This is a genomic window from Mycobacterium kyorinense (assembly GCF_002101735.1).
GTDB lineage: Bacteria > Actinomycetota > Actinomycetes > Mycobacteriales > Mycobacteriaceae > Mycobacterium > Mycobacterium kyorinense.
The window spans coordinates 72,370-94,658 of sequence record NZ_LQPE01000085.1 but is presented as its reverse complement, the minus strand read 5'-3'; the positions used below and the strand labels follow the sequence as shown (position 1 = coordinate 94,658).

General features: G+C 66.8%; 24 protein-coding genes. 15 read left to right on the top strand and 9 right to left on the bottom strand.

Features of this window, described 5'->3' with window-relative positions:
* Positions 1-10 precede the first annotated feature (10 nt).
* Positions 11-610, top strand: a complete 600-nt coding sequence (locus tag AWC14_RS10725) for a TetR/AcrR family transcriptional regulator (protein ID WP_045384333.1) — start codon at positions 11-13, stop codon at positions 608-610.
* On the opposite strand, the gene AWC14_RS10720 is transcribed toward AWC14_RS10725, so the two are convergent.
* Complete coding sequence (locus AWC14_RS10720; protein WP_428838961.1) at positions 601-1,008, bottom strand: hypothetical protein; 408 nt, start codon at positions 1,006-1,008, stop codon at positions 601-603. The two genes, AWC14_RS10725 and AWC14_RS10720, sit on opposite strands and share 10 nt — an antisense overlap.
* A 5-nt stretch (positions 1,009-1,013) precedes the next feature.
* Positions 1,014-1,754 carry an enoyl-CoA hydratase/isomerase family protein gene (locus tag AWC14_RS10715; protein WP_057003178.1) on the bottom strand — a complete coding sequence of 247 codons (741 nt, stop codon included), beginning with the start codon at positions 1,752-1,754 and terminating at the stop codon, positions 1,014-1,016.
* Positions 1,755-1,911: 157 nt separating this feature from the next.
* Here AWC14_RS10715 and AWC14_RS10710 point away from each other — a divergent pair, with 157 nt between their 5' ends.
* Genes AWC14_RS10710 through AWC14_RS10695 form a run of 4 tightly spaced genes read left to right on the top strand, consistent with a single transcriptional unit; the run spans position 1,912 to position 5,337 of the window.
* Positions 1,912-3,102, top strand: coding sequence for an amidohydrolase family protein (locus tag AWC14_RS10710; RefSeq protein ID WP_045384330.1), 1,191 nt, complete (start codon positions 1,912-1,914; stop codon positions 3,100-3,102).
* 23 nt (positions 3,103-3,125) lie between these two features.
* Positions 3,126-4,529: a FadD3 family acyl-CoA ligase gene (locus AWC14_RS10705; protein ID WP_045384327.1), complete on the top strand. Its 1,404-nt coding sequence runs from the start codon at positions 3,126-3,128 to the stop codon at positions 4,527-4,529.
* Positions 4,526-5,161 (top strand): hypothetical protein, encoded by a 636-nt coding sequence (locus AWC14_RS10700; protein WP_045384324.1) that lies wholly within the window; start codon positions 4,526-4,528, stop codon positions 5,159-5,161. Before AWC14_RS10705 ends, AWC14_RS10700 begins: the two co-directional genes overlap by 4 nt.
* Positions 5,161-5,337: a (2Fe-2S)-binding protein gene (locus AWC14_RS10695; protein WP_045384321.1), complete on the top strand. Its 177-nt coding sequence runs from the start codon at positions 5,161-5,163 to the stop codon at positions 5,335-5,337. Before AWC14_RS10700 ends, AWC14_RS10695 begins: the two co-directional genes overlap by 1 nt.
* Here AWC14_RS10695 and AWC14_RS10690 read toward each other — a convergent pair.
* A complete protein-coding gene (locus tag AWC14_RS10690) occupies positions 5,311-6,981 on the bottom strand; it encodes an alpha-keto acid decarboxylase family protein (protein ID WP_235216032.1) in 1,671 nt (556 codons plus the stop codon). The genes AWC14_RS10695 and AWC14_RS10690 overlap by 27 nt on opposite strands.
* A 65-nt stretch (positions 6,982-7,046) precedes the next feature.
* On the opposite strand from AWC14_RS10690, the gene AWC14_RS10685 reads away from it, so the two are divergent.
* Genes AWC14_RS10685 through AWC14_RS10670 form a run of 4 tightly spaced genes read left to right on the top strand, consistent with a single transcriptional unit; the run spans position 7,047 to position 9,506 of the window.
* Positions 7,047-7,490, top strand: coding sequence for an SRPBCC family protein (locus AWC14_RS10685; RefSeq protein WP_045384318.1), 444 nt, complete (start codon positions 7,047-7,049; stop codon positions 7,488-7,490).
* Positions 7,487-8,560 (top strand): CaiB/BaiF CoA transferase family protein, encoded by a 1,074-nt coding sequence (locus tag AWC14_RS10680; RefSeq protein WP_045384316.1) that lies wholly within the window; start codon positions 7,487-7,489, stop codon positions 8,558-8,560. The genes AWC14_RS10685 and AWC14_RS10680 overlap by 4 nt, the downstream gene beginning before the upstream one ends.
* Before the next feature lie 47 nt (positions 8,561-8,607).
* Complete coding sequence (locus AWC14_RS10675; protein WP_045384313.1) at positions 8,608-9,063, top strand: SRPBCC family protein; 456 nt, start codon at positions 8,608-8,610, stop codon at positions 9,061-9,063.
* Between the two features lie 8 nt (positions 9,064-9,071).
* A complete protein-coding gene (locus tag AWC14_RS10670; protein ID WP_045384312.1) occupies positions 9,072-9,506 on the top strand; it encodes an SRPBCC family protein in 435 nt (144 codons plus the stop codon).
* Here AWC14_RS10670 and AWC14_RS10665 read toward each other — a convergent pair.
* Positions 9,503-10,669, bottom strand: a complete 1,167-nt coding sequence (locus AWC14_RS10665; protein ID WP_045384310.1) for a pyridoxal phosphate-dependent aminotransferase — start codon at positions 10,667-10,669, stop codon at positions 9,503-9,505. The two genes, AWC14_RS10670 and AWC14_RS10665, sit on opposite strands and share 4 nt — an antisense overlap.
* A 101-nt stretch (positions 10,670-10,770) precedes the next feature.
* On the opposite strand from AWC14_RS10665, the gene AWC14_RS10660 reads away from it, so the two are divergent.
* Positions 10,771-11,982 (top strand): acetyl-CoA C-acetyltransferase, encoded by a 1,212-nt coding sequence (locus AWC14_RS10660; RefSeq protein ID WP_045384308.1) that lies wholly within the window; start codon positions 10,771-10,773, stop codon positions 11,980-11,982.
* A gap of 4 nt (positions 11,983-11,986) precedes the next feature.
* Complete coding sequence (locus AWC14_RS10655; RefSeq protein ID WP_045384305.1) at positions 11,987-14,131, top strand: 3-hydroxyacyl-CoA dehydrogenase NAD-binding domain-containing protein; 2,145 nt, start codon at positions 11,987-11,989, stop codon at positions 14,129-14,131.
* Between the two features lie 70 nt (positions 14,132-14,201).
* Here AWC14_RS10655 and AWC14_RS10650 read toward each other — a convergent pair whose 3' ends face one another.
* Genes AWC14_RS10650 through AWC14_RS10635 form a run of 4 tightly spaced genes read right to left on the bottom strand, consistent with a single transcriptional unit; the run spans position 14,202 to position 17,329 of the window.
* A complete protein-coding gene (locus AWC14_RS10650) occupies positions 14,202-14,816 on the bottom strand; it encodes a class I SAM-dependent methyltransferase (RefSeq protein WP_045384302.1) in 615 nt (204 codons plus the stop codon).
* 1 nt (position 14,817) lies between these two features.
* On the bottom strand, positions 14,818-15,243 hold the full coding sequence (locus tag AWC14_RS10645; RefSeq protein ID WP_045384299.1) for a pyridoxamine 5'-phosphate oxidase family protein: 426 nt from the start codon (positions 15,241-15,243) through the stop codon (positions 14,818-14,820).
* A 22-nt stretch (positions 15,244-15,265) separates the two neighbouring features.
* Entirely contained in the window at positions 15,266-16,120 is an 855-nt protein-coding gene (locus AWC14_RS10640) for an LLM class F420-dependent oxidoreductase (RefSeq protein ID WP_045384297.1), read from the bottom strand.
* A 3-nt stretch (positions 16,121-16,123) separates the two neighbouring features.
* Positions 16,124-17,329: an FAD-dependent monooxygenase gene (locus AWC14_RS10635; protein ID WP_057003167.1), complete on the bottom strand. Its 1,206-nt coding sequence runs from the start codon at positions 17,327-17,329 to the stop codon at positions 16,124-16,126.
* 76 nt (positions 17,330-17,405) lie between these two features.
* Between AWC14_RS10635 and AWC14_RS10630 the strand changes: the two genes are divergently transcribed.
* The 4 genes from AWC14_RS10630 to AWC14_RS10615 are packed head-to-tail and all read left to right on the top strand — an operon-like array spanning position 17,406 to position 20,564.
* A complete protein-coding gene (locus tag AWC14_RS10630; RefSeq protein WP_045384295.1) occupies positions 17,406-17,942 on the top strand; it encodes a TetR/AcrR family transcriptional regulator in 537 nt (178 codons plus the stop codon).
* Between the two features lie 20 nt (positions 17,943-17,962).
* Complete coding sequence (locus AWC14_RS10625; protein ID WP_057003166.1) at positions 17,963-18,952, top strand: LLM class F420-dependent oxidoreductase; 990 nt, start codon at positions 17,963-17,965, stop codon at positions 18,950-18,952.
* 47 nt (positions 18,953-18,999) lie between these two features.
* Positions 19,000-19,425 (top strand): Zn-ribbon domain-containing OB-fold protein, encoded by a 426-nt coding sequence (locus tag AWC14_RS10620; protein WP_045384292.1) that lies wholly within the window; start codon positions 19,000-19,002, stop codon positions 19,423-19,425.
* The gene (locus AWC14_RS10615; RefSeq protein ID WP_045384289.1) at positions 19,422-20,564 is read left to right on the top strand and encodes a thiolase family protein; all 1,143 of its coding nucleotides are present in this window, start codon (positions 19,422-19,424) and stop codon (positions 20,562-20,564) included. The genes AWC14_RS10620 and AWC14_RS10615 overlap by 4 nt, the downstream gene beginning before the upstream one ends.
* 73 nt (positions 20,565-20,637) lie before the next feature.
* Here the strand turns inward: AWC14_RS10615 and AWC14_RS10610 are convergent, their stop codons facing one another.
* Positions 20,638-22,287 carry a DNA repair helicase XPB gene (locus tag AWC14_RS10610; RefSeq protein ID WP_045384419.1) on the bottom strand — a complete coding sequence of 550 codons (1,650 nt, stop codon included), beginning with the start codon at positions 22,285-22,287 and terminating at the stop codon, positions 20,638-20,640.
* Positions 22,288-22,289 lie beyond the last annotated feature (2 nt).

Sequence of the window (22,289 nt, the reverse complement as noted above, 5' to 3'; positions counted from 1 at the left end):
GGAGCTACGCATGACAACGGCGCGCAGAATCGGGGCGCCGGACGCCAAGAATCGCTCCATCCTGCTCGACGCGGCCGAGCAGTTGATGCTCGAAGAGGGTTATGCGGCAGTCACTTCCCGCCGCGTTGCGCAAAAGGCCGCGCTCAAACCGCAGCTGGTGCACTACTACTTCCGCACGATGGATGATCTGTTCCTGGCCGCGTTCCGCCGCCGCGGCGAACAAGGCCTCGAGATGCAGGCGCGAGCGCTGCAGTCGCCCCAACCGCTGTGGGCGTTGTGGCAGTTCAGCATCGACCCCGCGGCTACCGCGCTGACGATGGAATACGTTGCGCTGGCCAATCACCGCAAGGCGCTCAAAGCCGAAATCGGTTACTACGCCGAGCGTTTCCGTGAAGAGCAAACCAAGGTGCTGCCGGCGATTCTGCAGCGCTACGGCATCGACCCGGGCGAGGTCCCGCCGCTGGTGTGGGCGGTGCTGATGACCAGCGTCTCCCGGGTTTTGGTGATGGAGCAGGCGCTGGGCATGTCGGCGGGCCATGCCGAAACCGTGGCGTTCGTCGAACGCTATCTGCGGCGTCTGGAGGGTGAGCCGCAGATCGCTCACCAGTGACGTATCGAGCAGAGCACGCCCTTGGGGCCGTCCTTCGACACGACAACCTTGCCGTCGACCGTGAGATCGCAGTGCAAACCCGGTGTGCCGGGTTCGGTGCCAGTGCTGGCCGTGACCAGCGCCCACACCTCAGGCTTGGCCAGGTCGAGCTCATAACTCCACGGATGGCCCGGTGAGATATCGACCTTGACGTTGGGCACGAACTGGTAAGGGTTGTGGCTGTAGTCGGCGAAGATCGGCGGTTCCTGATCCAGGTAATAGATGTCGGTGTAGATCGGGTTGGCCGCCGAGACCGTGTACTTGACGTGATGCTTGACCACGGTGTCGTCCGCGCGCACCGGCGCGGCGAAGCTGGTAGCTGCCACCAACACTGCCAACACCGCAAGTGCCCTGCCGATGGCTGTCACGTCGCACCTCCATCCCGGGAGTTGTTGCCGCGGTTCATCACTCGATCGGCGGCCTGCCAGTGGTCGTCGCTGACCCACAGCCGCGCGAAAGCCTGCACCGCCTCGTCAGCGGCAACGCCGCCCACCACACGCTTGATCTCACCGGCCGGGCGGCGGGCCAACGCGCGGGCGATCATCCGCCAATCATCGTCGAAGGTGGCCCGCGGCAACACCCGATCGACCAATCCGATGCGTTCGGCCTCGGCCGCGTCGAGCACCGTCCCGGTTCCCGCCAGCAGCAGGGCGCGGCTCTTGCCGACCAACGCGGCCAGCCTTTCCGCGCCACCCCAGGCCGGCATGATCTCCAGCGTCACCTGATTGAAGCCGATCTTGATGTCGTCGGCGGCCAGCCGGATGTCGGCCGCGACGGCCACCTCGGCACCGCCGCCGAGCGCGTGGCCGTTGAGCGCGGCGATCACCGGCGCCGGAAAGCCGGCCAGCCGATCGCAGATTGACCGCATCCGCCACGCCATCGCCGCCGCATCGTCTTCGGTCCTGATCGCGCTGAGCTCTTTGAGGTCGCCGCCCGAGACGAACGCCCGATCACCCGCGCCGGTGATGGCCAGCGCACGTGCGCCCTCGGCCGCGTCGAGCGCCTTGTCCAACTGGTCCATGGTGTCCAGGGCGATGGCGTTGCGCGCGTGCGGGCGGTCGATGGTGAGCACCGCAAGACCCTGGTCGAACTCCAAGTCCACCATCCGGCACTCCATCGCGCGATATTGGCATTCTCTTCGGCGGAGAATAGCATCGCCGTCGCTCTGGCAGGGCGTCGAGCCCAGGGTGGCCGCGACAACCGGGCGTTGCGATAGGCTCGGTATGAGAATAGTATTCTCGCAAACTGCGAAGGAGGATTTCATGGGGCAGTTGTCGCACCGGGAAGACGTCCCGTTTCCGATCTTTGACGCGGATAACCATCTCTACGAGCCGCCGGAGGCGCTGACCAAGTTCCTGCCCAAGGAGTACAAGGACTTCGTCCAGTACGTGCAGATCAACGGGCGCACCAAGATCGCGCTGCGCGGTGTGATCAGCAACTACATCCCCAACCCGACCTTCGAGGTGGTCGCCAGGCCGGGCGCCTGGGAGGAGTACTTCAAGTACGGCAACCCGGACGGCAAGAGCAAGCGCGAGCTGTTCGGTGAGCCGATGCGCGCGATCCCGGCGTTCTTCGAGCCCGGCCCGCGCCTGGAGAAGATGAACGAGCTCGGCCTGGACCGCACGCTGATGTTCCCGACGCTGGCCAGCCTGATCGAGGAGCGTTTGCGCGACGACCCGGTCGCCATCCACGTCCTGATCCACGCGCTGAACCAGTGGCTGGACGAGGTCTGGGGCTTCAACTACCAGAACCGGATCTTCACCACCCCGGTCATCACGCTGCCGATCGTGGAGAAGGCGATCGAGGAACTGGAGTGGGTGGTCAAGCGTGGTGCCCGCGCCATCCTGGTCCGCCCGGCGCCGGTCCCCGGCTTCCGCGGCCCACGGTCGTTCGCGCTGCCCGAGTTCGACCCGTTCTGGGAGCGAGTTGTCGAGTACGACGTGCTGGTCGGGATGCACTCGTCCGACAGCGGCTACTCCCGCTACACCTCCGAATGGGACGGTGCCGACCAGGAGATGCTGCCGTTCCAGACCAACGCGATGAGCATCCTCAACGAGTGGCGGCCGATCCAGGACTCGGTTGCGTCGTGGGTGATCCACGGCGCGCTCTACCGCCACCCCAAGCTGAAGGTCGCGATCGTCGAGGCCGGCTCGAAGTGGATGACGCCGTTGCTGGACGGCCTGGCCGAGGTCTTCCGGAAGGCCCCGGAGGCCTTCCCGAGCGACCCCGTCGAGATGGTGAAGAACCGGATCTACGTCAGCCCGTTCTTCGAGGACGGCATCGACGACCTGGTCAACCTCGTCGGCGTGGATCAGGTGTTGTACGGCTCGGACTGGCCGCACCCCGAAGGGCTCGCGGAGCCGACCTACTACGTCAACGCGCTGTCACACCTGGCGATAGAGGATCAGGCAAAGATCATGGGCGGCAACCTCGGTCGACTCGTCACGGTGTGATTTCTTGGCAGACCATCCCTGAGATGGCCTTGAGCGCTGCGGACCGTTTCGGCGACGCGGAAGCGGTTGTCGACGATCCGCTGCGCCTCACCTTTTCCGAGACCGCCGACAGAATCCGCTGCGCTGCAGGTGCTTTCGCCGAGTTTGGTATTGATAAAGGTGACCGGGTCGCCATCTGGGCGCCCAACTCGGCCGAGTGGATCATCGCGGCGTTCGGGCTGCTCACCGCGGGCGGCGTGGTGGTGCCCGTCAACACCCGCTTCAAGACCGAGGAAGCCGGCGACATCATCGCCCGCAGCCGGGCCAAGGCCGTCCTGGTGCAGAAGGGTTTTCTGGCCCAGGACTACACAGCGCCTGCGGGTATCCCGATCATCGATCTGAAGTCCGACTTCCTTTCCAGCGGTTCACCATTCGAGCGGACGGTGAGCGGCACCGACATCGCCGACATCATCTTCACGTCGGGCACCACGGGTCGCCCGAAGGGCGCGATGATGAATCACCAACAGACACTGCGGATGTACTCCGAATGGGCCACCCTCGCGGACCTGCGCGAGGGTGACCGCTATCTGCAGATCAACCCGTACTTCCACACCTTCGGCTTGAAGGCGGGACTGATCACGTCCTTCTTGCGAGGTGCCACGATGCTGCCGGTCGCGGTGTTCGACCTCGACGCAGTGGTGGAACTGATAGCGCGCGAACGCATCACGATGCTGCCCGGTCCGCCGACGCTGTACCACTCGCTGCTGACCGTGCGCGACAAGGACAAGCTGACGACGTTGCGTGCGGGCGTGACCGGCGCCGCGGACATTCCGGTTGAGCTGGTTCGCCGCATCCATGGCGAACTGCCGTTCCAGACACTGATGACCGGTTACGGGCTCACCGAGGCGGGCAACGTCACGTTGTCGCGGCCCGGCGACTCGTTCGAAGACGTGGCCACCACTGCCGGGCTGCCCTGCGACGGGGTCGAGGTGCGCATCGCCGACGACGGTGAGGTCCTCGTGCGCGGATACGGGGTCATGCAGGGATATTTCGACGATCCCGTCGCAACGGCGCAAGCAATCGACGCCGAAGGCTGGTTGCACACCGGTGACCTGGGTACGCTGGACGCGGCGGGGCGGCTACGGATCGACGGGCGTAAAAAGGACATGTTCATCGTCGGCGGGTTCAACGCCTACCCGGCCGAGATCGAGGGCTTTTTGCTGGAACACCCCGCGGTTGCCCAGGCCGCCGTGATCGGCGTTCCCGACCAGCGACTCGGCCAGGTGGGCAAGGCCTTCGTCGTGCCGAAATCACCGGTGTCCGAAGAGGATTTGATCGCGTGGTGCCGTGAGCGGATGGCCGGATTCAAAGCGCCGCGATCGGTCGAGTTTCTCGACGCGTTGCCGCTGAACGCCACCGGCAAGGTGATGAAGGACCAACTCCGGTGAGCACCGCGGACCTCAACTCGCATTCGATGGTGCTCGCGTCGGATTACCGGGTGCCCGATCCGGACCGGGTGTGGCCACTGCTGCAACGGCGCAAATCGGCGCTCGCCGACATCGGCGCGCATCATGTGCTGCTCTACAAGTCGACCCAGGACTATGGCCGCGTCCTGGTGACGATCGGTGTGCGCAGCCGGGAGCCGATCGTCGAGCTGCTGCGGTCGCGGGTGTTCTTCGACTGGTTCGACGCAGTGGGAGTGAACGACATTCCGGCGGTGTTCGCCGGCGAAATCGTCGAACGGTTCGACTCGTCCCGCGCTTCGGAGCCGCATGCGCCCGGAATCGTGCTGGCCGCCGTCGCGCCGGTCGACAGCGTGGCCACGCTGACCGCCCGGGTCCGGGCCGCCTGGGACCGGTTCAGCGCCGCGGGCATCCGAAAGACGTGGCTGTTCCAGGCTTTCGACGACGGGCAGGAAGTGATGATCCTGCAGGAGTTCGACGACGAGACGACGGCACAGCGCTGGATCGAGCAACCCGACCCGGCGGCCGAGTGGATGAGTGGGCCGGGAGTGGGCGCCTACCCACCGTTGTTCGTCGGCAGATTCGTCGACGTGATGCGTATCGAGGCAGGGCGTTGATGTACGTCTGCCTCTGCAACGGGATCACCAACAACAAGGTGGCCGAGGTTGTGGCCCAAGGCGCGTCGAGCACCAAGCAGATCGCGGAGGCTTGCGGCGCCGGCGCCGACTGCGGCCGCTGCCGGCACACGCTGCGCGCAATCCTCCACTCAGCGACGCGCGCTCCCGTCCGGTGACGTCGGTTTGGTCAGTTCGGCCAGCAGATCCGGGACGTCGAGGCGCGGCACGACAGCCTCGATGAGCACCATCCGGTCTTGATGGTCGGCCGCGGCGGTGAGCGCCGCGTCGAGTTCACCGTAGGTAGGTGCGCGGAATGTCAGGTGGTTGGTCACGCCCAGCGCGTTGGGGATCTCGGCCCAGTCCCAGCGCACAATGTCGTTGTAGGGGGCCGTCTTTCCGTGAATCATCCGCTCGACCGTATAGCCGTCGTTGTTGACCACCACGATCACCGGTGAGAGTCCTTCGCGGGAGAAGGTGCCCAGTTCCTGCACGGTCAACTGCGCGGCCCCGTCGCCGATCAGCAGCACCGGCCGGCGGTCGCGATGCGCCAGCCCTGCGCCGAGCGTGGCGGGCAGCGTGTAGCCGATCGAACCCCACAGCGGTTGGCCGATGAAAGTCACCCCGCGTGGCAGCCGATGACCCGCCATGCCGTAGAACGACGTGCCCTGGTCGGCCAGCACCACATTTCCGGGCGTCAGCGCTTGACAGAACCTGTCCCACAACGCTTTCTGGGTGAGCGCTGTCTCGGGCGGCGGAAGCTGTGGCGGCACACCATTATGCGTCGAGGCCACCGGCGGCGAGGTGACCCCGCGCCGGGTGAGGATGGCGGTCACGGCGTCCAGCGCCGCCTCCATCTCCAGCGGCGCGAACACCGCGGTGCCGACGGTGCTCTGCTGCGCTCCGATGTCGATGGTGCGCGCGGGATCGATGCGCTGGCTGAAGAAACCGCTGACCATGTCGGTGAACACGACCCCGGCCGTCAGTAGCACCGGCGCTTCTTCGATTGCGCGCCGAACCGGTTCGTCGCTGGCCGCCCCGGCGTAGATCCCCAGGAAATTGGGGGAGCTCTCGTCGACCAGGCTTTTGCCCCACATCAAGGTGGCGTGCGGCACCTCGTCGGCGGCCAGCAGCGCCTCGAGGTGAGAAACCGCGTCCAGTCGATGCACCAGGTAGTCGGCGAGCACCGTCAGCTGGTGATCGGCGATGAGTTCTGTTGCGGCTTCGGTGAAATGAGCCAGCGCACGGGGGCTGGTGCCGCCGGCATAGCGCGGCAGCGGTGCGGTGGGCCGCTCGACTTCGAAGCGCGCCACGTCGGTGGGTAGCAGCAGATAGCCGGGCCGCTTCTGCTCCCGCACCTCGCACAGCACCCGGTCGATTTCCCTTGTCGCCGTCGCCGGCATGAGATTGGCTTGCGCGCAAGTGATTTCCCGACTCATCCGCAGGAAGTGCTCGAAATCGCCGTCGCCCAGCGAATGATGCAGCGCGCGACGGGTGCCCTGCGCGTCTTTGGACGGCCCGCCGACGATGTGCAGCACCGGCACGTGCTCGGCGTAGCTGCCCGCGATCGCGTTGGTTGCCGAAAGCTCGCCGACACCGAATGTGGTTACCACAGCGGACATCCCGCGCAGTCGCCCGTAACCGTCCGCGGCGTAGCCGGCGTTGAGCTCGTTGGCGGTGCCGACCCACCGGACCTCTGGGCGGGCCACGATGTGGTCGAGGAACTCCAGGTTGTAGTCGCCGGGAACACCGAAGATTTCGGAGACGCCGAGTTCGGCGAGACGGTCGAGCAGGTAGTCACCGACGGTGTAGGCAGCAGTCACGGCAACGACGGTACGCCGAGCCGAAAACACCCCAGATCAGACGCCGCCTCGCTAGGGTGCGGACCATGGCCATCAAGGAATCCCGCGAAGTTGTCATTGAAGCGACCCCCGAAGAGATCATGGACGTCATTGCCGATCTCGAGTCGCTGACCGAGTGGTCGTCGTCGCACCAGAGCTCGGAGGTGGTCGAGCGGGGCGACGACGGGCGGCCCAGCGTGGCGAAGATGAAGGTCAAAGCGGCCGGCATCACCGACGAGCAGGTCGTGGCTTACACCTGGGGCGAGAACACGGTCAGCTGGACGCTGGTCAGCGCCGGCCAGCAGCGCGCGCAGGACGCCACGTACACGCTGATCCCGGAAGGGGACAAGACCCGGGTGAAGTTCAACATCACGATCGACCCGATGGTGCCGCTGCCGGGGTTTCTGCTCAAGCGCACCATCAAAGGAGTGATGGACACCTCCACCGAGGGATTGCGTAAGCGTGTGCTGAGCGTGAAGAAAGGCAAGTGACCGGCCCGTTGGCCGGTGTGCGGGTCGTCGAACTCGGCGGCATCGGGCCGGGACCGCACGCCGGCATGGTGCTGGCCGACCTCGGCGCCGACGTGGTGCGGGTGCGCCGGCCGGGTGGGCTCAGCATGCCGGCCGAGGATCGCGACTTGCTGCACCGCGGCAAGCGGAGCGTCGACCTCGACGTCAAGACGCAGCCGCAGCTGTTGCTGGACTTGGTCGCCAAGGCCGACGTGCTGCTGGACTGCTTTCGGCCCGGCACCTGTGAGCGGCTCGGGATCGGTCCCGACGACTGCGCGGCGGTCAACGCGCGGCTGATCTTCGCGCGGATCACCGGCTGGGGCCAGGACGGGCCGCGGGCCGCCACGGCCGGCCACGACATCAACTACCTGTCGCAGACCGGCGTGCTGTCGGCGCTCGGCTACCGCGACCGGCCGCCGATGCCGCCGCTGAACCTGGTGGCCGACTTCGGCGGCGGGTCGATGTTCGTGCTGCTGGGCATCGTCGCCGCGCTGTACGAACGGGAGCGCTCGGGGCGAGGCCAGGTGATCGACGCCGCGATGGTCGACGGCGTGAGCGTGCTGGCGCAGATGATGTGGACCATGAAGTCGACCGGCGCGCTGCGCGACCAACGCGAGTCGTTCCTGCTCGACGGCGGCGCCCCCTTCTACCGCTGCTACGAGACCGCCGACGGCAAGTACGTGGCCGTCGGCGCGATCGAGCCGCAGTTCTTCGCCGCATTGCTGGCCGGGCTCGGCTTCTGCGCCGACGAGGTGCCCGGTCAACTCGAGATCGGGTCGTATCCACACATGCTCGAGATGTTCACCGAGCGGTTCGCCACCAAGACCCGCGACGAATGGGCCGAGATTTTCGCGGGCACCGACGCGTGCGTCACCCCGGTGCTGACGTGGAGCGAAGCGGCCGCCGATCCGCACATGACCGCACGCGCCACCGTGATCCGCGCCCACGGTGTCGAGCAGGCGGCGCCGGCGCCGCGGTTCTCCCGCACCCCGGCCGCAGCCGTCGGGGCGCCGCCGGCGGGCACCACACCGTTGGACGAAATCGGCTGGTAATCGCGGATCTGCCGTCTGCGCGCGGCCGCGGGGCTACGTTGGGGACAGTGGCCGTACGAGCATCGCGGGAAATTGTCATCGACGCGCCGCCGGAAGCAATCATGGAGGCGCTGGCCGACATTGGCGCGGTGCCGTCTTGGTCGTCGGTACACAAGCGCGCCGAAGTCATCGACACCTATCCCGACGGCCGGCCGCACCACGTGAAGGTCACCGTCAAGGTGGTCGGCATCGTCGACAAGGAAGTGCTCGAATACCACTGGGGTCCTGACTGGGTGGTGTGGGACGCCGAGAAGACCCTTCATCAGCACGGCCAGCACGTCGAGTACACGTTGCGCCGTGAGGGACTCGACAAGACACGCGTGCGCTTCGACGTCACGCTGGAACCGTCGGCGCCGCTGCCGGAGTTCCTCATCAACCGGGCCCGCAAGAAGATCCTCAACGCCGCGACCGAAGGACTGCGCAGACGTGTCACGGGTGCCGTCGGTTCGGATCGGCGGAATTAGGCGCCGACGTGGCCGTCCGAGCGTCACGGGAAATCGTCATCGACGCACCGCCGGAGGTGGTGATGGAGGCGCTGGCCGACATCAGCACGTTGACGTCGTGGTCGCCGGTGCACAAACGCGTCGAGGTGCTCGACCGCTACGAAGACGGCCGGCCCCACCACGTGCGGGCCACCATCAAGATTTTCGGGCTGGTCGACAAGGAGATCCTCGAATACCACTGGGGCCCGGACTGGGTGGTCTGGGATGCCGAAGAGACCTTCCAGCAGCGCGGCCAGCACGTCGAGTACACGCTGCAACGTGAAGGCGTCGACAAGACGCGGGTGCGTTTCGCGATCACGGTCGAACCGTCGGGGCCGGTTCCGGAGTTCCTCGTCAAGCGGGCCAGCAACATCGTGTTGGGCACCGCGACCGAGGGCCTGCGTAAGCGGGTGATGGGCGGCTAGGGCCGGCGTAGGGTTGCCAGCCGGCGGATGGCTTCGTCGAGTGTGTCGTCGCGCTTGGCAAAGGTGAAGCGCACCAAGTGATTCCACGGCCCGCCGACCGCCGGGTCGCAGAATGCCGACATCGGGATGGCCGCCACACCCGCGCGTTCGGGCAGGGCGGCGCAGAACGCCGTGCTGTCGTCGTAGCCCAACGGTCGCGGGTCGGCGCACAGGAAGTAGGTGCCCGCGCTGTCGTGAACCTCGAAGCCGATTTCGGCCAGGCCATTGGCCAGCCGGTCACGCCGTTGCTGCAGCGACGTGCGCAGCGCGCCCACCCAATGGTCCTCGGTGTCGAGGGCGTGCGCCACGGCCGGCTGAAACGGCGCGCCGCCCACATAGCTCAGGTACTGCTTGGCCGACCGCACACCGGCGATGAGTTCGCTTGGGCCGCAAGCCCATCCGATCTTCCAGCCGGTGCAGTTGAACATCTTGGCGGCACTGGAGATGGTGATCGTGCGCTCGGCCATGCCGGCGTAGGTGGCCGGCGGAAGATGCTCGCGGCCGTCGAAGACCAAGTGCTCATAGACCTCGTCCGTGATGACCAGTAAGTCTGCGGCGACTGCGATTTCGGCGATGGCCGCGAGTTCCTCCGCCGTCAGCACCATGCCTGTCGGGTTGTGCGGCGAGTTGACGATCAACGCCCTGGTGCGCGGCGTCACCGCACGCCGCAGCGCGGCGGTGTCCAGGGCGAACCCGCGGCCGTCGGGCACCAGCGGCACCACGACCCGCTGCGCGCCGGCCATCGCCACCACCGGCGAGTAGGAGTCGTAGAACGGCTGGATCAGGATGACCTCGTCGCCGGGCTCGACCAGCCCGAGCACCGCGGCCGCGATCGCCTCGGTGGCCCCGACGGTCACCAGCGCCTCGGTGTCGGGGTCGTAGTCGACGCCGAAATGCCGCCTGCGTTGCGCGGCGATCGCGTGGCGCAGCTCTGGGACACCGATGCCCGGCGGGTACTGGTTGACCCCGTCGGCGATGGCGTCCTGCGCGGCCTTGAGCATCCCCGGCGGGCCGTCCTCGTCGGGGAAACCCTGCCCGAGGTTGACCGCACCGATGCGCGCGGCCAGCGCCGACATCTCGGCGAACACCGTCGTCGCGTATGGCCGCAGTCGCGACACCGTCATGGTCGTCGAGCTTAGGACGCCGAGCGTGCAGCCAGCCGCACGCTGGGCGCCGCGGCCGCCCAACCAACAGGTTGATCGGCCGTCCTGTTAGGGTGACGGGCATGTCCGAAGAAGCCTTCATTTATGAAGCCATCCGCACACCGCGCGGCAAGCAGAAAAACGGGTCTTTGCACGAGGTCAAGCCGCTGAACCTGGTGGTCGGCCTGATCGACGAACTGCGCAAGCGCTTCCCCGACCTGGACGAGACGCTGATCAGCGACGTCATCCTCGGTGTGGTCTCGCCGGTCGGCGACCAGGGCGGCGACATCGCCCGCACCGCGGTGCTGGCCGCCGGCCTGCCCGACACCACCGGCGGCGTGCAGCTCAACCGGTTCTGCGCCTCGGGCCTGGAGGCGGTCAACACCGCCGCGCAGAAGGTGCGCTCCGGCTGGGACGACCTGGTGCTGGCCGGCGGTGTGGAGTCGATGAGCCGGGTGCCGATGGGCTCCGACGGCGGGGCGTGGGCGTTGGACCCGGCAACCAACTACGACTTGGGCTTCGTCCCGCAAGGTATTGGCGCTGACCTGATCGCGACCATCGAGGGGTTCTCGCGGGAAGACGTCGACGCCTACGCGCTGCGCAGCCAGGAAAAGGCCGCGGCGGCCTGGTCGGGCGGCTACTTCGCCAAGTCTGTGGTGCCGGTCCGCGACCAGAACGGTCTGCTGATCCTCGACCACGACGAGCACATGCGCCCCGACACGACGATGGAGGGCCTGGCCAAGCTCAAGCCCGCTTTCGAAGGTGTTGCGGCACTGGGCGGCTTCGACGACGTGGCGCTGCAGAAGTACCACTGGGTGGAAAAGATCAACCACGTCCACACCGGCGGCAACAGCTCCGGCATTGTCGACGGCGCCGCGCTGGTGCTGGTCGGTAGTGAAAAGGCCGGCCAGTCACAAGGTCTCACCCCGCGGGCCCGCATCGTGGCGACCGCGACCAGCGGCGCCGAGCCGACGATCATGCTGACCGGGCCCACCCCGGCCACCCGCAAGGTGCTCGACCGGGCCGGCCTGACGGTCGACGACATCGACCTGTTCGAGCTCAACGAGGCGTTCGCGTCGGTGGTGCTGAAGTTCCAGAAGGACCTCAACATTCCCGACGAGAAGCTCAACGTCAACGGCGGCGCGATCGCGATGGGTCACCCGCTGGGCGCCACCGGGGCGATGATCCTGGGCACCATGGTCGACGAGCTGGAGCGACGGGGGGCGCGGCGTGCGCTGGTCACGTTGTGCATCGGCGGCGGCATGGGCGTCGCGACCATCATCGAGAGGGTTTAAGACCATGACTGAGAACACCATCCAGTGGGACAAGGATTCCGACGGCATCGTCACGCTGACCATGGACGACCCGTCGGGGTCGGCCAACGTGATGAACGAGGCCTACATCGAGTCGATGGGCAAGGCCGTGGAACGCCTTGTCGCCGAGAAGGACTCGATCACCGGTGTGGTGATCACCAGTGGCAAGAAGACCTTCTTCGCCGGCGGTGACCTGACCGCGATGGTCAAGGCGCGGCCCGAGGACGCGGGACAGTTCTTCGACACCGTCGAGCGGGTCAAGAAGGATCTGCGCACCCTGGAGACCTTCGGCAAGCCCGTCGTCGCCGCCATCAACGGCGCTGCTTTGGGCGGCGGCCTGGAGATCGCGCTGGCGTGTCATCACCGCATTGCCGCCGACGTCAAGGGCAGCCAGATCGGGCTGCCCGAGGTGACGCTGGGTCTGCTGCCCGGTGGCGGTGGGGTGACCCGCACCGTGCGAATGCTGGGTATTCAGAACGCTTTTGTGACGGTGCTGGCCCAGGGCACCCGGTTCAAGCCGGCCAAGGCCAAGGAGGTCGGTCTGGTCGACGAGGTGTTGCCGACGGTCGAGGAGCTGGTTCCCGCGGCCAAAGCGTGGATCAAGGCCAACCCGGATGCGCACGTGCAGCCGTGGGATGCCAAGGGCTACAAGATGCCTGGCGGTACCCCGAGCTCGCCGTCGCTGGCGGCGATCCTGCCGTCGTTCCCGTCGAACCTGCGCAAGCAGCTCAAGGGCGCGCCGATGCCGGCGCCGCGGGCCATCCTGGCGGCCGCGGTCGAGGGCGCGCAGGTCGACTTCGACACCGCCACCCGCATCGAAAGCCGTTATTTCGCTTCGCTGGTCACCTCTCAGGTGGCCAAGAACATGATCCAGGCGTTCTTCTTCGACCTGCAGCACATCAACTCCGGCGGCTCACGGCCCGACGGCATCGGCAAGACCCCGATCAAGAAGATCGGCGTGCTGGGCGCCGGGATGATGGGCGCCGGGATCGCCTACGTGTCGGCCAAGGCCGGCTTCGACGTGGTGCTCAAGGACGTCAGCCTGGAAGCCGCGCAGAAGGGCAAGGGTTACTCGGAGAAGCTGGAGGCCAAGGCACTGGAGCGCGGTCGCACGACGGAGGAGAAGTCCAAGGCGCTGCTGGACCGGATCAAGCCGACCGGAGACGCTGCGGACCTGGCCGGCGTGGACTTCGTGATCGAGGCGGTGTTCGAGAACCAGGAACTCAAGCACAAGGTGTTCCAGGAAATCGAGGACATCGTCGAGCCCAACGCGCTGCTCGGGTCCAACACGTCGACGCTGCCGATCACCGGTCTGGCGACCGGCGTCAAGCGCCAAGAGGACTTCATCGGCATCCACTTCTTCTCGCCGGTCGACAAGATGCCGCTGGTCGAAATCATCAAGGGCGAGAAGACATCTGACGAGGCGCTGGCCCGGGTGTTCGACTACACGCTGGCCATCGGCAAGACCCCGATCGTGGTCAACGACAGCCGCGGCTTCTTCACCTCCCGCGTGATCGGCACCTTCGTCAACGAAGCTCTGGCGATGCTCGGCGAGGGTGTGGAGCCTGCGTCGATCGAGCACGCCGGCTCGCAGGCCGGCTACCCGGCGCCGCCGCTGCAGCTCTCCGACGAGCTCAACATGGAGCTGATGCACAAGATCGCGGTCGCCACCCGCAAGGGTGTCGAGGACGCCGGCGGCACGTACGAGCCGCACCCGGCCGAGGCCGTCGTCGAGAAGATGCTCGAGCTGGGCCGGCCAAGCCGGTTGTCCGGCAAGGGTTTCTACGAGTACGCCGACGGCAAGCGGGTCGGCCTGTGGCCGGGGCTGCGCGAGACGTTCAACTCCGGTTCGTCGCAGCCGCCGCTGCAGGACATGATCGACCGGATGCTGTTCGCCGAGGCGCTGGAAACCCAGAAGTGCCTCGACGAGGGCGTGCTGACGTCGACCGCCGACGCCAACATCGGCTCGATCATGGGCATCGGCTTTCCGCCGTGGACCGGTGGCACCGCGCAGTTCGTGGTCGGCTATGAGGGCGCGCACGGCACGGGTAAGCAAGCCTTCGTCGCCCGCGCCCGCGAGCTGGCGGCCAAGTACGGCGACCGGTTCCTCCCGCCGGCGTCGCTCACCTAAGGTTCGGCGAACAGACGCAGAATCGCACGCGAGGTGCGCTCGCAATGCGATTCTGCGTCTGCTCGCGCAACTACTGGCGCTGCAATATGTAGCTGCGGGCTTTAAATCGGGCCGCAAACCTGCCAGCGATTCCGCCCTGCGGCGTCCACTGCGGTTCATCGTCCGCCGACAGCAGCGCCCATGCGGGTGTGAATCGGCGCTCAATCTCCGCCTGTTCGACTCCTGCCGGCCCGGGGCCGCCGCTGGGTTTGAATGCGATCATCAGCAGGCGCGCGCCGGGGGCGGCCGCCGCGCTGATCTCTTGGACATAAAGGTCACGATCGGCAGCGCTCATGCCGTGAAAGCAGCCGTTGTCGACGATCAACTGGAAGGGCCCGGTGATTCCAGCCTGACGCAAGTGCGTGACGTCGGCGTGGACAAAGTTGACGGCAGCGTTCGCGGCTCCGGCCTTGGCACGCGCCTTGTCCAGAGCCTTTGGCGTGAAGTCCGCCCCGGTGACTTGCCATCCGTGTTGGGCAAGGTAGATCGAGGTGTCTCCGGTGCCGCATCCGACGTCGAGCGCCGATCCGGGCGGCGTGTCGGTTCCCTCGACGAGATCTCGCAGCTTCGCCGAGAGCGGATGACCGTCCCACGGAGTGAATCCGAGCGCGTAGAAGACCCGAAACAATAAGTGCCGAGAAGCCATCTCACAGTCCTCCTAGGTCAGCGGAAAGCCAATGTTGCGGCTGCAGATAGATTGCGACGCTCTCGCCCAGCTCGTTGCGCGCGTAGTCGAGGTAGGGCTCCACCTTCTCCGGCGGCATGTAACGGCGGGTCATCTCGACGAGGTGGTCGTCGGTGCCGGGCTCGATTCGGCTCACCGGGCCGTCGACCGCGACGTACCGCACCGTCGGCTCGAGCCGTTCGGCCATCAGCGAGAAGTAGCCGGCGGCCTCGATGAGGCGCGTCTTGCGTGAGCCGGCTCCGGTCAGCACCCACGGCTCGCCGCCGGGTGTGTACTGGTACCAGATGGGGACGGTCAACGGGCCGCGGCTGTCGCCGGCATACACCGACAGCGCCGCGATGTGTGGTTCGGCAAGAAACTCTTCGCGTTCGTCCTTCGACAGGGGCATGACCCGAGGCTAGCCGGGAGGGTCAGCCAATGCAGGCGGCTGCGATTCGCCGCCACTGCTCACGCGGGAAGTCCTGCGGGTCGGGCAGTAACACTTGCAGGCAGACATGGTCGGCGCCGGCCGTGCGATGCTCGTCGACTCGGCGCACGACGGCCTCCTCGTCGCCCCAGGCGATGATCGCGTCGAAGAGCCGATCACTGACCTGCGCCAGGTCATCGGCTGTGAATCCGCTGCGCAGCAGGTTGTTGGCGTAGTTCGGCAAGGCCAAATACGGGCGCAGCCAATCGGTTCCGATGGCGCGGGCCTGGTCGGGGTCGTCGGTGAGGATCACCGTCTGTTCGGGCAGCAGCAGTGGGCCGGTACCCAAAACCGAGCGGGCAGTAGCCGTGTGCTCGGGCGTGACGAGGTAGGGATGGGCGCCGCGGGCCCGGTTTGCCGCCAGCGTCAGCATCTTTGGACCCAGCGCGGCCAGCACCCGATTTTCGGGCGGCACCGGTTGTTCCGAGGCATCGAGCCCGTCCAGGAACGATGCGGTGGCCGCCAGCGGCTTGCGGTAGCGATCCGACCCGATGAGCGGCGCGTGGCTGACGCCGATCCCCAGCAGGAAGCGCTCCCCGTGCGCGGCGGTCAGCTGCGCATAGGAGGCCGCGACGTCAGCCGGCCCGTGCATCCACAGGTTGAGGATGCCGGTCGCGATCACGGTCCGTTTGGTTGCGGCCAGCAGGCGTTCGACTGCGTCCAGGACCGGCCCGCCGACATCGGGAATCCACAGGGCGTCGAACCCGAGCTCGTCCAATTCGGCTGCGGCCTCGGCGGATTCGGCCGGGTCGCCGTAGCGCAGTTGGCTGCTCCATATTCCGACACCGGAAAGCTCCATGCGTCAATGCTGCCAAACGCCGGCACCGTAGTCGGGCACCGGTATCGAGTCGTGCATGCGCACACCTTTGGTGTTGAGCTTGGCGACGGCGCGGCTGACCGGACTCGGCAGCGCCGACACCAGTTGCGCGCCCCGCGTCACCACCCACAGCGCGGCGGCCGAACCGGGCACGACGGTCTTGGCGGCGGCACGCGCGAAAGCGCGGCTGTGGCGCACCGGTTCGCGCATCCGCTGTTCGTAGGCCGCGAATGCGCGCTCGTAGTCGCCGCGTGCCTGCGCCAGCTCGCCGGCCAGCATGTAGGCGCCGACTACCGCGAGGCTGGTGCTGCCGCCGACCGCCGGTCCCGGGCAGTAGCCGGCGTCGCCGACAAGACTGACCCGTCCGCGCGACCAGCTGTCGGTCTGTAGCTGGGTGATCGAGTCGAAGTAGAACGCCGGCGTGGTGTCGAGCTGGTCGAGCCAGCCGTCCACTCGTGGATGCATTCCCGCGAACGCCTCGCGCAGTAAGTCCTTCTGCCGCTGCACATCTCGATGGTGGTAGGCCAGTTCGGGGCTGTGGAACATGAACAGCACCCGCGCGTCGTCCAAATGCCGTGCGCTGTACGTCCCCGCGAGGCGACCGACATCGATCTGGACGACCATCTCGCCTTCGGGCGCAAGCGTTTTCGGTGCCGACGCCACAGCCAGGTAACCCCCGAGGTAGCGGGTCAGGCCGGCCTCGTCGCCGAAGACCAGCCGCCGGACGTTGGAATGCAGCCCGTCGGCGCCGATCACGACGTCGAACCGGCGCGGTGCCGCGTGCTCGAAGGTCACCTCGCCGTCGGCGGAGATGGCCGTGATCGAGTCGCCGAACAGATACTCGACATCGGCTGCGCCGTAATAGATTTCGCTGAGGTCGTCGCGCATGATCTCGACGTGGCGGTCGGAGGCGGCGCGGTAGAGCTTGGTGAGGTCGACACGGATCGGCTCCGCAGCGCGCCCGCGGTAGATACTCAGTCGCGTCGTCTCGGTGGCGCGTTCCTCGATGCGCGGCAGCACGCCCATCTTCTCCGAGATCTCCATGGCCGGCCGGAACAAGTCGACGGCGTGGCCACCGGTCTTGCGCAACGTCGGCGCTCGCTCGACGACTGTCACGTCGAACCCGTACCGGTCGAGCCAGTACGCCAGTACCGGGCCGGCGATGCTCGCGCCCGAGATCAGAACCCGCATGCTGCACCTCCTTACTTAACGATCGGTAAGCGTAGCACGCGGGTTTACTTATCGGTAGGTCAGATAAACTGGCGCGGTGAGCAGACCCCGCTCGGACACCCGGGAGCGCATTCAAGAAGTCGCCCGGGAGCTGTTCGCGCAGCAAGGTGTGCAGCGCACCAGCCTGCAGGACATCGCCGACAGGTTGGGCATCACCAAACCGGCCTTGTACTACCACTTCACCTCGCGTGAGGAGCTGGTCCGCAGCATCGTGCAGCCGTTGATCGACGACGGGGAGCAGTTCGTCGCCGATCAAGAAGCCCGCGGCGTGGTCGATGTGCGTGAATTGCTCGAGGGCTACTTCGACTTCCATTACCGGCACCGGCGGGATCTCGTTGTGGTGCTGGCGGAATTCGCGATCCTGGAAGACCTCGGCCTGATCGAGATGGTGCTGGCGTGGCGGGAACGGCTGGGCCGGTTGGTGTTCGGTCCCAAGCCGACGCTGCAGCAAGCGGCCCGGGCGGTGATCGCGTTGGGCGGGCTGCAGGACTGCTGTATCCACTTCTTCGACGGGCCGGTCGACAAGGTACGCGCCGCGTCGGTCGAAGCTGCGCTCGCCGCCTTGGGTCTCTGACGGGTTTAGAGTCGGCAGCTATGCGCTTCGGACTTTTCATTCCACAGGGCTGGCGGCTGGATCTGGTCGGGATCGAACCCGACAAACACTGGGCGGTGATGCGCGATCTGGCCGGCTACGCCGACGACAGCGCGTGGGATTCGTTGTGGGTGTACGACCATTTTCACACCGTGCCGATGCCGACCGGGGAGGCCACCCACGAGGCGTGGTCGCTGATGTCGGCGTATGCGGCGACGACGTCGCGGATCAAGCTGGGCCAGATGTGCACGGCGATGAGCTATCGCAACCCGGTCTACCTGGCCAAGGTCGCCGCCACCGCCGACGTCATCTCCGGCGGCCGCATCCAGATGGGCATCGGCGGCGGCTGGTACGAACACGAATGGCGCGCTTACGGTTACGGCTTTCCGTCGGCGAAGGTGCGCCTGGGGCGCCTCGACGAGGGCGTGCAGATCATGCGCGACGCCTGGCGCGACGGCAAGGTCAGCTTCGCCGGTGAGCACTACCAGGTCGACGGCGCGATCGTTGCGCCGAAACCGTTGCAGGAGGGCGGGATTCCGTTCTGGATCGCCGGCGGCGGGGAGAAGGTGACGCTGCGGATCGCGGCCAAATACGCCCAATACACCAATTTCACGCCTGAGCCGCAAGCTTTCGCCCACAAGTCCGAGGTGCTCGCGCAACACTGCCGCGACGTGGGCACCGATTTCGACGCGATCGTGCGCTCGGTCAACGTCAATGCCGTACTCGGTGCTTCGGAGGCGGAGGTCACCGACCGCCAGCGGCAGATCCGCGACCGGCTGGTTGGCTATGTACCCGAATCGGCGGCGGATGCGATGATCGCCGGCACCAGCGGGCCCGAGTCGGCGACCGGGACCACCGAGCAGGTGATCGAACGGCTGGCGCGCCTGCGCGGGCTGGGCTGCCAGTACGTCATTTGCTACTTCCCCGAAGCCGCCTACGACCGCTCGAGCATCGAGCTCTTCGAGCGCGAGGTGATACCCGCCCTGACGTAGGAGAATGGGGTTTCCGTTTTTGCCCAACGCTGTTGTACCGTTCGGGTATGCAGAAGGCACTGGCGCCTGAGATTTCGACCTGGCCCGACGACAACCCGCAGCTGATCGGCAGTAAATGCGGCGCGTGCGGGGCCACCACCTTCCCGGTGCAGGAGCGTTGCCCGCGATGCAGCGCCGCCGAGATGTCCGAGCTGCTGCTGCCGCGGCGCGGAACCCTGGTGGCCTGGACCACCCAGGGCTTCCCACCGGGACCGCCCTACGCCGGCCCGACGGGTAAGGATTTCGTCCCGTTCGGTGTCGGGCTGGTCCAACTTGGCGACGTGATTCGCGTCGAGGGCCGGCTCACCGAGAACGATCCGGACAAGCTGCAGTTCGACATGGACGTCGAGCTGACCATGGTGCCGTTCACCACCGACGACGAGGGCAACGAGATCGTCACGTTCGCCTTCGCACCGATTGGAGCCGGGAAATGAACGATGTGGCGATCATCGGCGTGGGCCTGCATCCCTTCGGCAGGTTCGCGAAGACGGCGATGCAGATGGGCGCCGAGGCCATCCAAGCCGCGCTGACCGATGCCGGTGTGGAATGGAAGGACATCCAATTCGGGTTCGGCGGTAGCCACGAGGTGTCCAACCCCGACGCCGTGACCCGCCTAGTCGGCCTGACCGGGATCACGTTCACCAACGTGTTCAACGCCTGCGCCACCGCGGCCAGCGCTATCCAGCAGACCGCCGACACCATCCGGTTGGGCAAGTACGACATCGGCATTGCCATCGGGCTGGACAAGCATCCGCGCGGTGCGTTCACCGACGACCCGGCCAAGCTGGCGCTGCCGCAGTGGTATGCCCAGAACGGGCAGTTCGTCACCACCAAGTTCTTCGGGATGAAGGCCAACAAGTACCTGCATGACCACAACATCTCGCAGGCCACGCTGGCCAAGGTGGCGGCCAAGAACTATCGCAATGGCGCGCTGAACCCAAATGCGTTCCGCCGCAAGGCACTTTCCGAGGAAGAGATCCTCAACTCGGCCGTGCTCAACTACCCTTTGACCCAGTACATGTTCTGCGCGCCCGACGAGGGTGCGGCCGCGGTGGTGATGTGCCGGGCCGACATCGCGCACAAGTACACGGATAAACCGGTCTATGTGCGAGCCTGCGAAATCCGCACCCGCCGCTACGGCGCTTACGAGGTGCACGCCACCTTCGCGCCCGTTGAAGAGGACGTCTCCCCAACGGTTTACGCGTCCAAGGCGGCCTACGAGGCGGCGGGTATCGGGCCCGAGGATGTCGACGTGGCCCAGCTGCAGGACACCGACGCCGGTAACGAGGTCATCCACATGGCCGAGACGGGCCTATGTGCCGACGGTGAGCAGGAGAAATTGCTGGCCGACGGCGCCACCGAGATCCACGGCTCGATGCCGATCAACACCGACGGCGGTCTGATCGCCAACGGTGAGCCCATCGGCGCATCGGGCCTTCGGCAGATGCATGAGCTGGTGCGCCAGCTGCGGGGCGAGGCGGGCGAGCGTCAGGTGCCCGGCAACCCACGCGTCGGCCTGGCGCAGGTGTACGGGGCTCCCGGCACAGCGTCGGCGACCATCGTCTCGCTCTAACTTAGCTACCGCGCGAGCAGACGCAGAATCGCACTAAACGCCTTGCGTGAGTGCGATTCTGCGTCTGCTCGCCCTAAATCGCCGGGCCCAGAAGGTCGTCCGCGTCACGGATGACGTAGCCGTAGCCTTGCTCGGCCAGGAAGCGCTGCCGGTGTGCGGCGTACTCGGCGTCCTGGCTGTCGCGGGCCACCACCGAGTAGAAGATGGCGCCGCCGCCCTCGGCCTTGGGCCGCAGCAACCGGCCCAGCCGCTGCGCCTCCTCCTGTCGCGACCCGAATGTCCCCGAAACCTGCACGGCCACAGATGCTTCGGGCAAGTCGATGGAGAAGTTGGCCACCTTGGACACCACCAGCGTGGTCACCTCGCCGCGGCGGAACGCGTCGAACAGCGCCTCGCGTTCGGCGGTCTTGGTCGAGCCTTGGATCACCGGCGCGTTCAGCACCTCGCCGAGCTCTTCCAGTTGATCCAGGTAGGCGCCGATCACCAGCGTCTGTTCGCCGGGATGCCGGCTCAGAATCGATTTGACCACCGCGATCTTCGAATGGGCCGTCGAACAGATCCGGTAGCGTTCGTCCGGCTCGGCGGTGGCGTAGGTCATCCGTTCGCTGTCGGTCAGCGTGACGCGCACCTCGACGCATTCCGCGGGCGCGATCCAGCCTTGCGCCTCAATGTCTTTCCACGGCGCGTCGTAGCGTTTGGGGCCGATCAGGGAAAACACGTCGCCCTCGCGGCCGTCCTCCCGGATCAGGGTGGCGGTCAGGCCCAGCCGGCGCCGCGACTGCAGATCGGCGGTCATCCGGAACACCGGCGCCGGCAGCAGATGCACCTCGTCGTAGATGATCAGCCCCCAGTCGCGGCTGTCGAACAGCTCCAGATGCCGGTACTCGCCCTTGGTTCGCCGGGTGATCACCTGATAGGTGGCGATCGTGACCGGCCGGATCTCCTTGCGCTCCCCGGAGTACTCGCCGATCTCGTTCTCGGTCAGCGAGGTTCGGGCGATCAGCTCACGTTTCCACTGCCGGCCGGCGACGGTGTTGGTGACCAGAATCAGCGTCGTCGCACTGGCTTTCGCCATCGCGGCCGCACCGACCAGCGTCTTGCCCGCCCCGCACGGCAGCACCACCACGCCCGAGCCGCCGGACCAGAACGACTCGGTGGCCATCTCCTGGTAGTCGCGCAGATGCCAGCCGTTCTGGCGCAGGCTGATCGGATGCGCCTCGCCGTCCACGTAGCCGGCCAGATCCTCGGCGGGCCAGCCGATCTTGAGCAGCATCTGCTTGACCCGGCCGCGTTCGCTGGGGTGAACAATCACGGTGTCGTCGTCGATGCGGGCACCGAGCATCGGTGCGATCTTCTTGTGCCGCAACACTTCTTCGAGCACCGCGCGGTCCAGGCTGACCAGCGTCAGGCCGTGGGCAGGGTTCTTGACCAACTGCAGCCGGCCGTAGCGGGCCATGGTGTCGACGATGTCGACGAGCAGCGGCTGCGGCACCGCGTAGCGGGAGAAGCTGACCAGCGCGTCGACCACCTGCTCGGCGTCGTGGCCGGCGGCGCGGGCGTTCCACAGTGCCAGGGGAGTGATGCGGTAGGTGTGCACGTGCTCGGGCGCGCGCTCCAGCTCGGCGAACGGCGCGATCGCCGCACGCGCGGCGCCCGCCAGCTCGTGGTCGACCTCGAGCAGCACCGTCTTGTCGGACTGCACGATCAACGGCCCGTCAGTCATAG

What these genes read in the sequence shown, in the direction of transcription:
- AWC14_RS10620 (WP_045384292.1), top strand. Translation starts at nt 19,000, where the DNA reads ATGCAGAAGGCACTGGCGCCTGAGATTTCGACCTGGCCCGACGACAAC.
- AWC14_RS10625 (WP_057003166.1), top strand. Translation starts at nt 17,963, where the DNA reads ATGCGCTTCGGACTTTTCATTCCACAGGGCTGGCGGCTGGATCTGGTC.
- AWC14_RS10615 (WP_045384289.1), top strand. Translation starts at nt 19,422, where the DNA reads ATGAACGATGTGGCGATCATCGGCGTGGGCCTGCATCCCTTCGGCAGG.
- AWC14_RS10635 (WP_057003167.1), bottom strand. Translation starts at nt 17,329, where the DNA reads ATGCGGGTTCTGATCTCGGGCGCGAGCATCGCCGGCCCGGTACTGGCG.
- AWC14_RS10645 (WP_045384299.1), bottom strand. Translation starts at nt 15,243, where the DNA reads ATGCCCCTGTCGAAGGACGAACGCGAAGAGTTTCTTGCCGAACCACAC.
- AWC14_RS10660 (WP_045384308.1), top strand. Translation starts at nt 10,771, where the DNA reads ATGTCCGAAGAAGCCTTCATTTATGAAGCCATCCGCACACCGCGCGGC.
- AWC14_RS10710 (WP_045384330.1), top strand. Translation starts at nt 1,912, where the DNA reads ATGGGGCAGTTGTCGCACCGGGAAGACGTCCCGTTTCCGATCTTTGAC.
- AWC14_RS10650 (WP_045384302.1), bottom strand. Translation starts at nt 14,816, where the DNA reads ATGGCTTCTCGGCACTTATTGTTTCGGGTCTTCTACGCGCTCGGATTC.
- AWC14_RS10665 (WP_045384310.1), bottom strand. Translation starts at nt 10,669, where the DNA reads ATGACGGTGTCGCGACTGCGGCCATACGCGACGACGGTGTTCGCCGAG.
- AWC14_RS10705 (WP_045384327.1), top strand. Translation starts at nt 3,126, where the DNA reads ATGGCCTTGAGCGCTGCGGACCGTTTCGGCGACGCGGAAGCGGTTGTC.
- AWC14_RS10715 (WP_057003178.1), bottom strand. Translation starts at nt 1,754, where the DNA reads ATGGTGGACTTGGAGTTCGACCAGGGTCTTGCGGTGCTCACCATCGAC.
- AWC14_RS10685 (WP_045384318.1), top strand. Translation starts at nt 7,047, where the DNA reads ATGGCCATCAAGGAATCCCGCGAAGTTGTCATTGAAGCGACCCCCGAA.
- AWC14_RS10640 (WP_045384297.1), bottom strand. Translation starts at nt 16,120, where the DNA reads ATGGAGCTTTCCGGTGTCGGAATATGGAGCAGCCAACTGCGCTACGGC.
- AWC14_RS10725 (WP_045384333.1), top strand. Translation starts at nt 11, where the DNA reads ATGACAACGGCGCGCAGAATCGGGGCGCCGGACGCCAAGAATCGCTCC.
- AWC14_RS10610 (WP_045384419.1), bottom strand. Translation starts at nt 22,287, where the DNA reads ATGACTGACGGGCCGTTGATCGTGCAGTCCGACAAGACGGTGCTGCTC.
- AWC14_RS10655 (WP_045384305.1), top strand. Translation starts at nt 11,987, where the DNA reads ATGACTGAGAACACCATCCAGTGGGACAAGGATTCCGACGGCATCGTC.
- AWC14_RS10695 (WP_045384321.1), top strand. Translation starts at nt 5,161, where the DNA reads ATGTACGTCTGCCTCTGCAACGGGATCACCAACAACAAGGTGGCCGAG.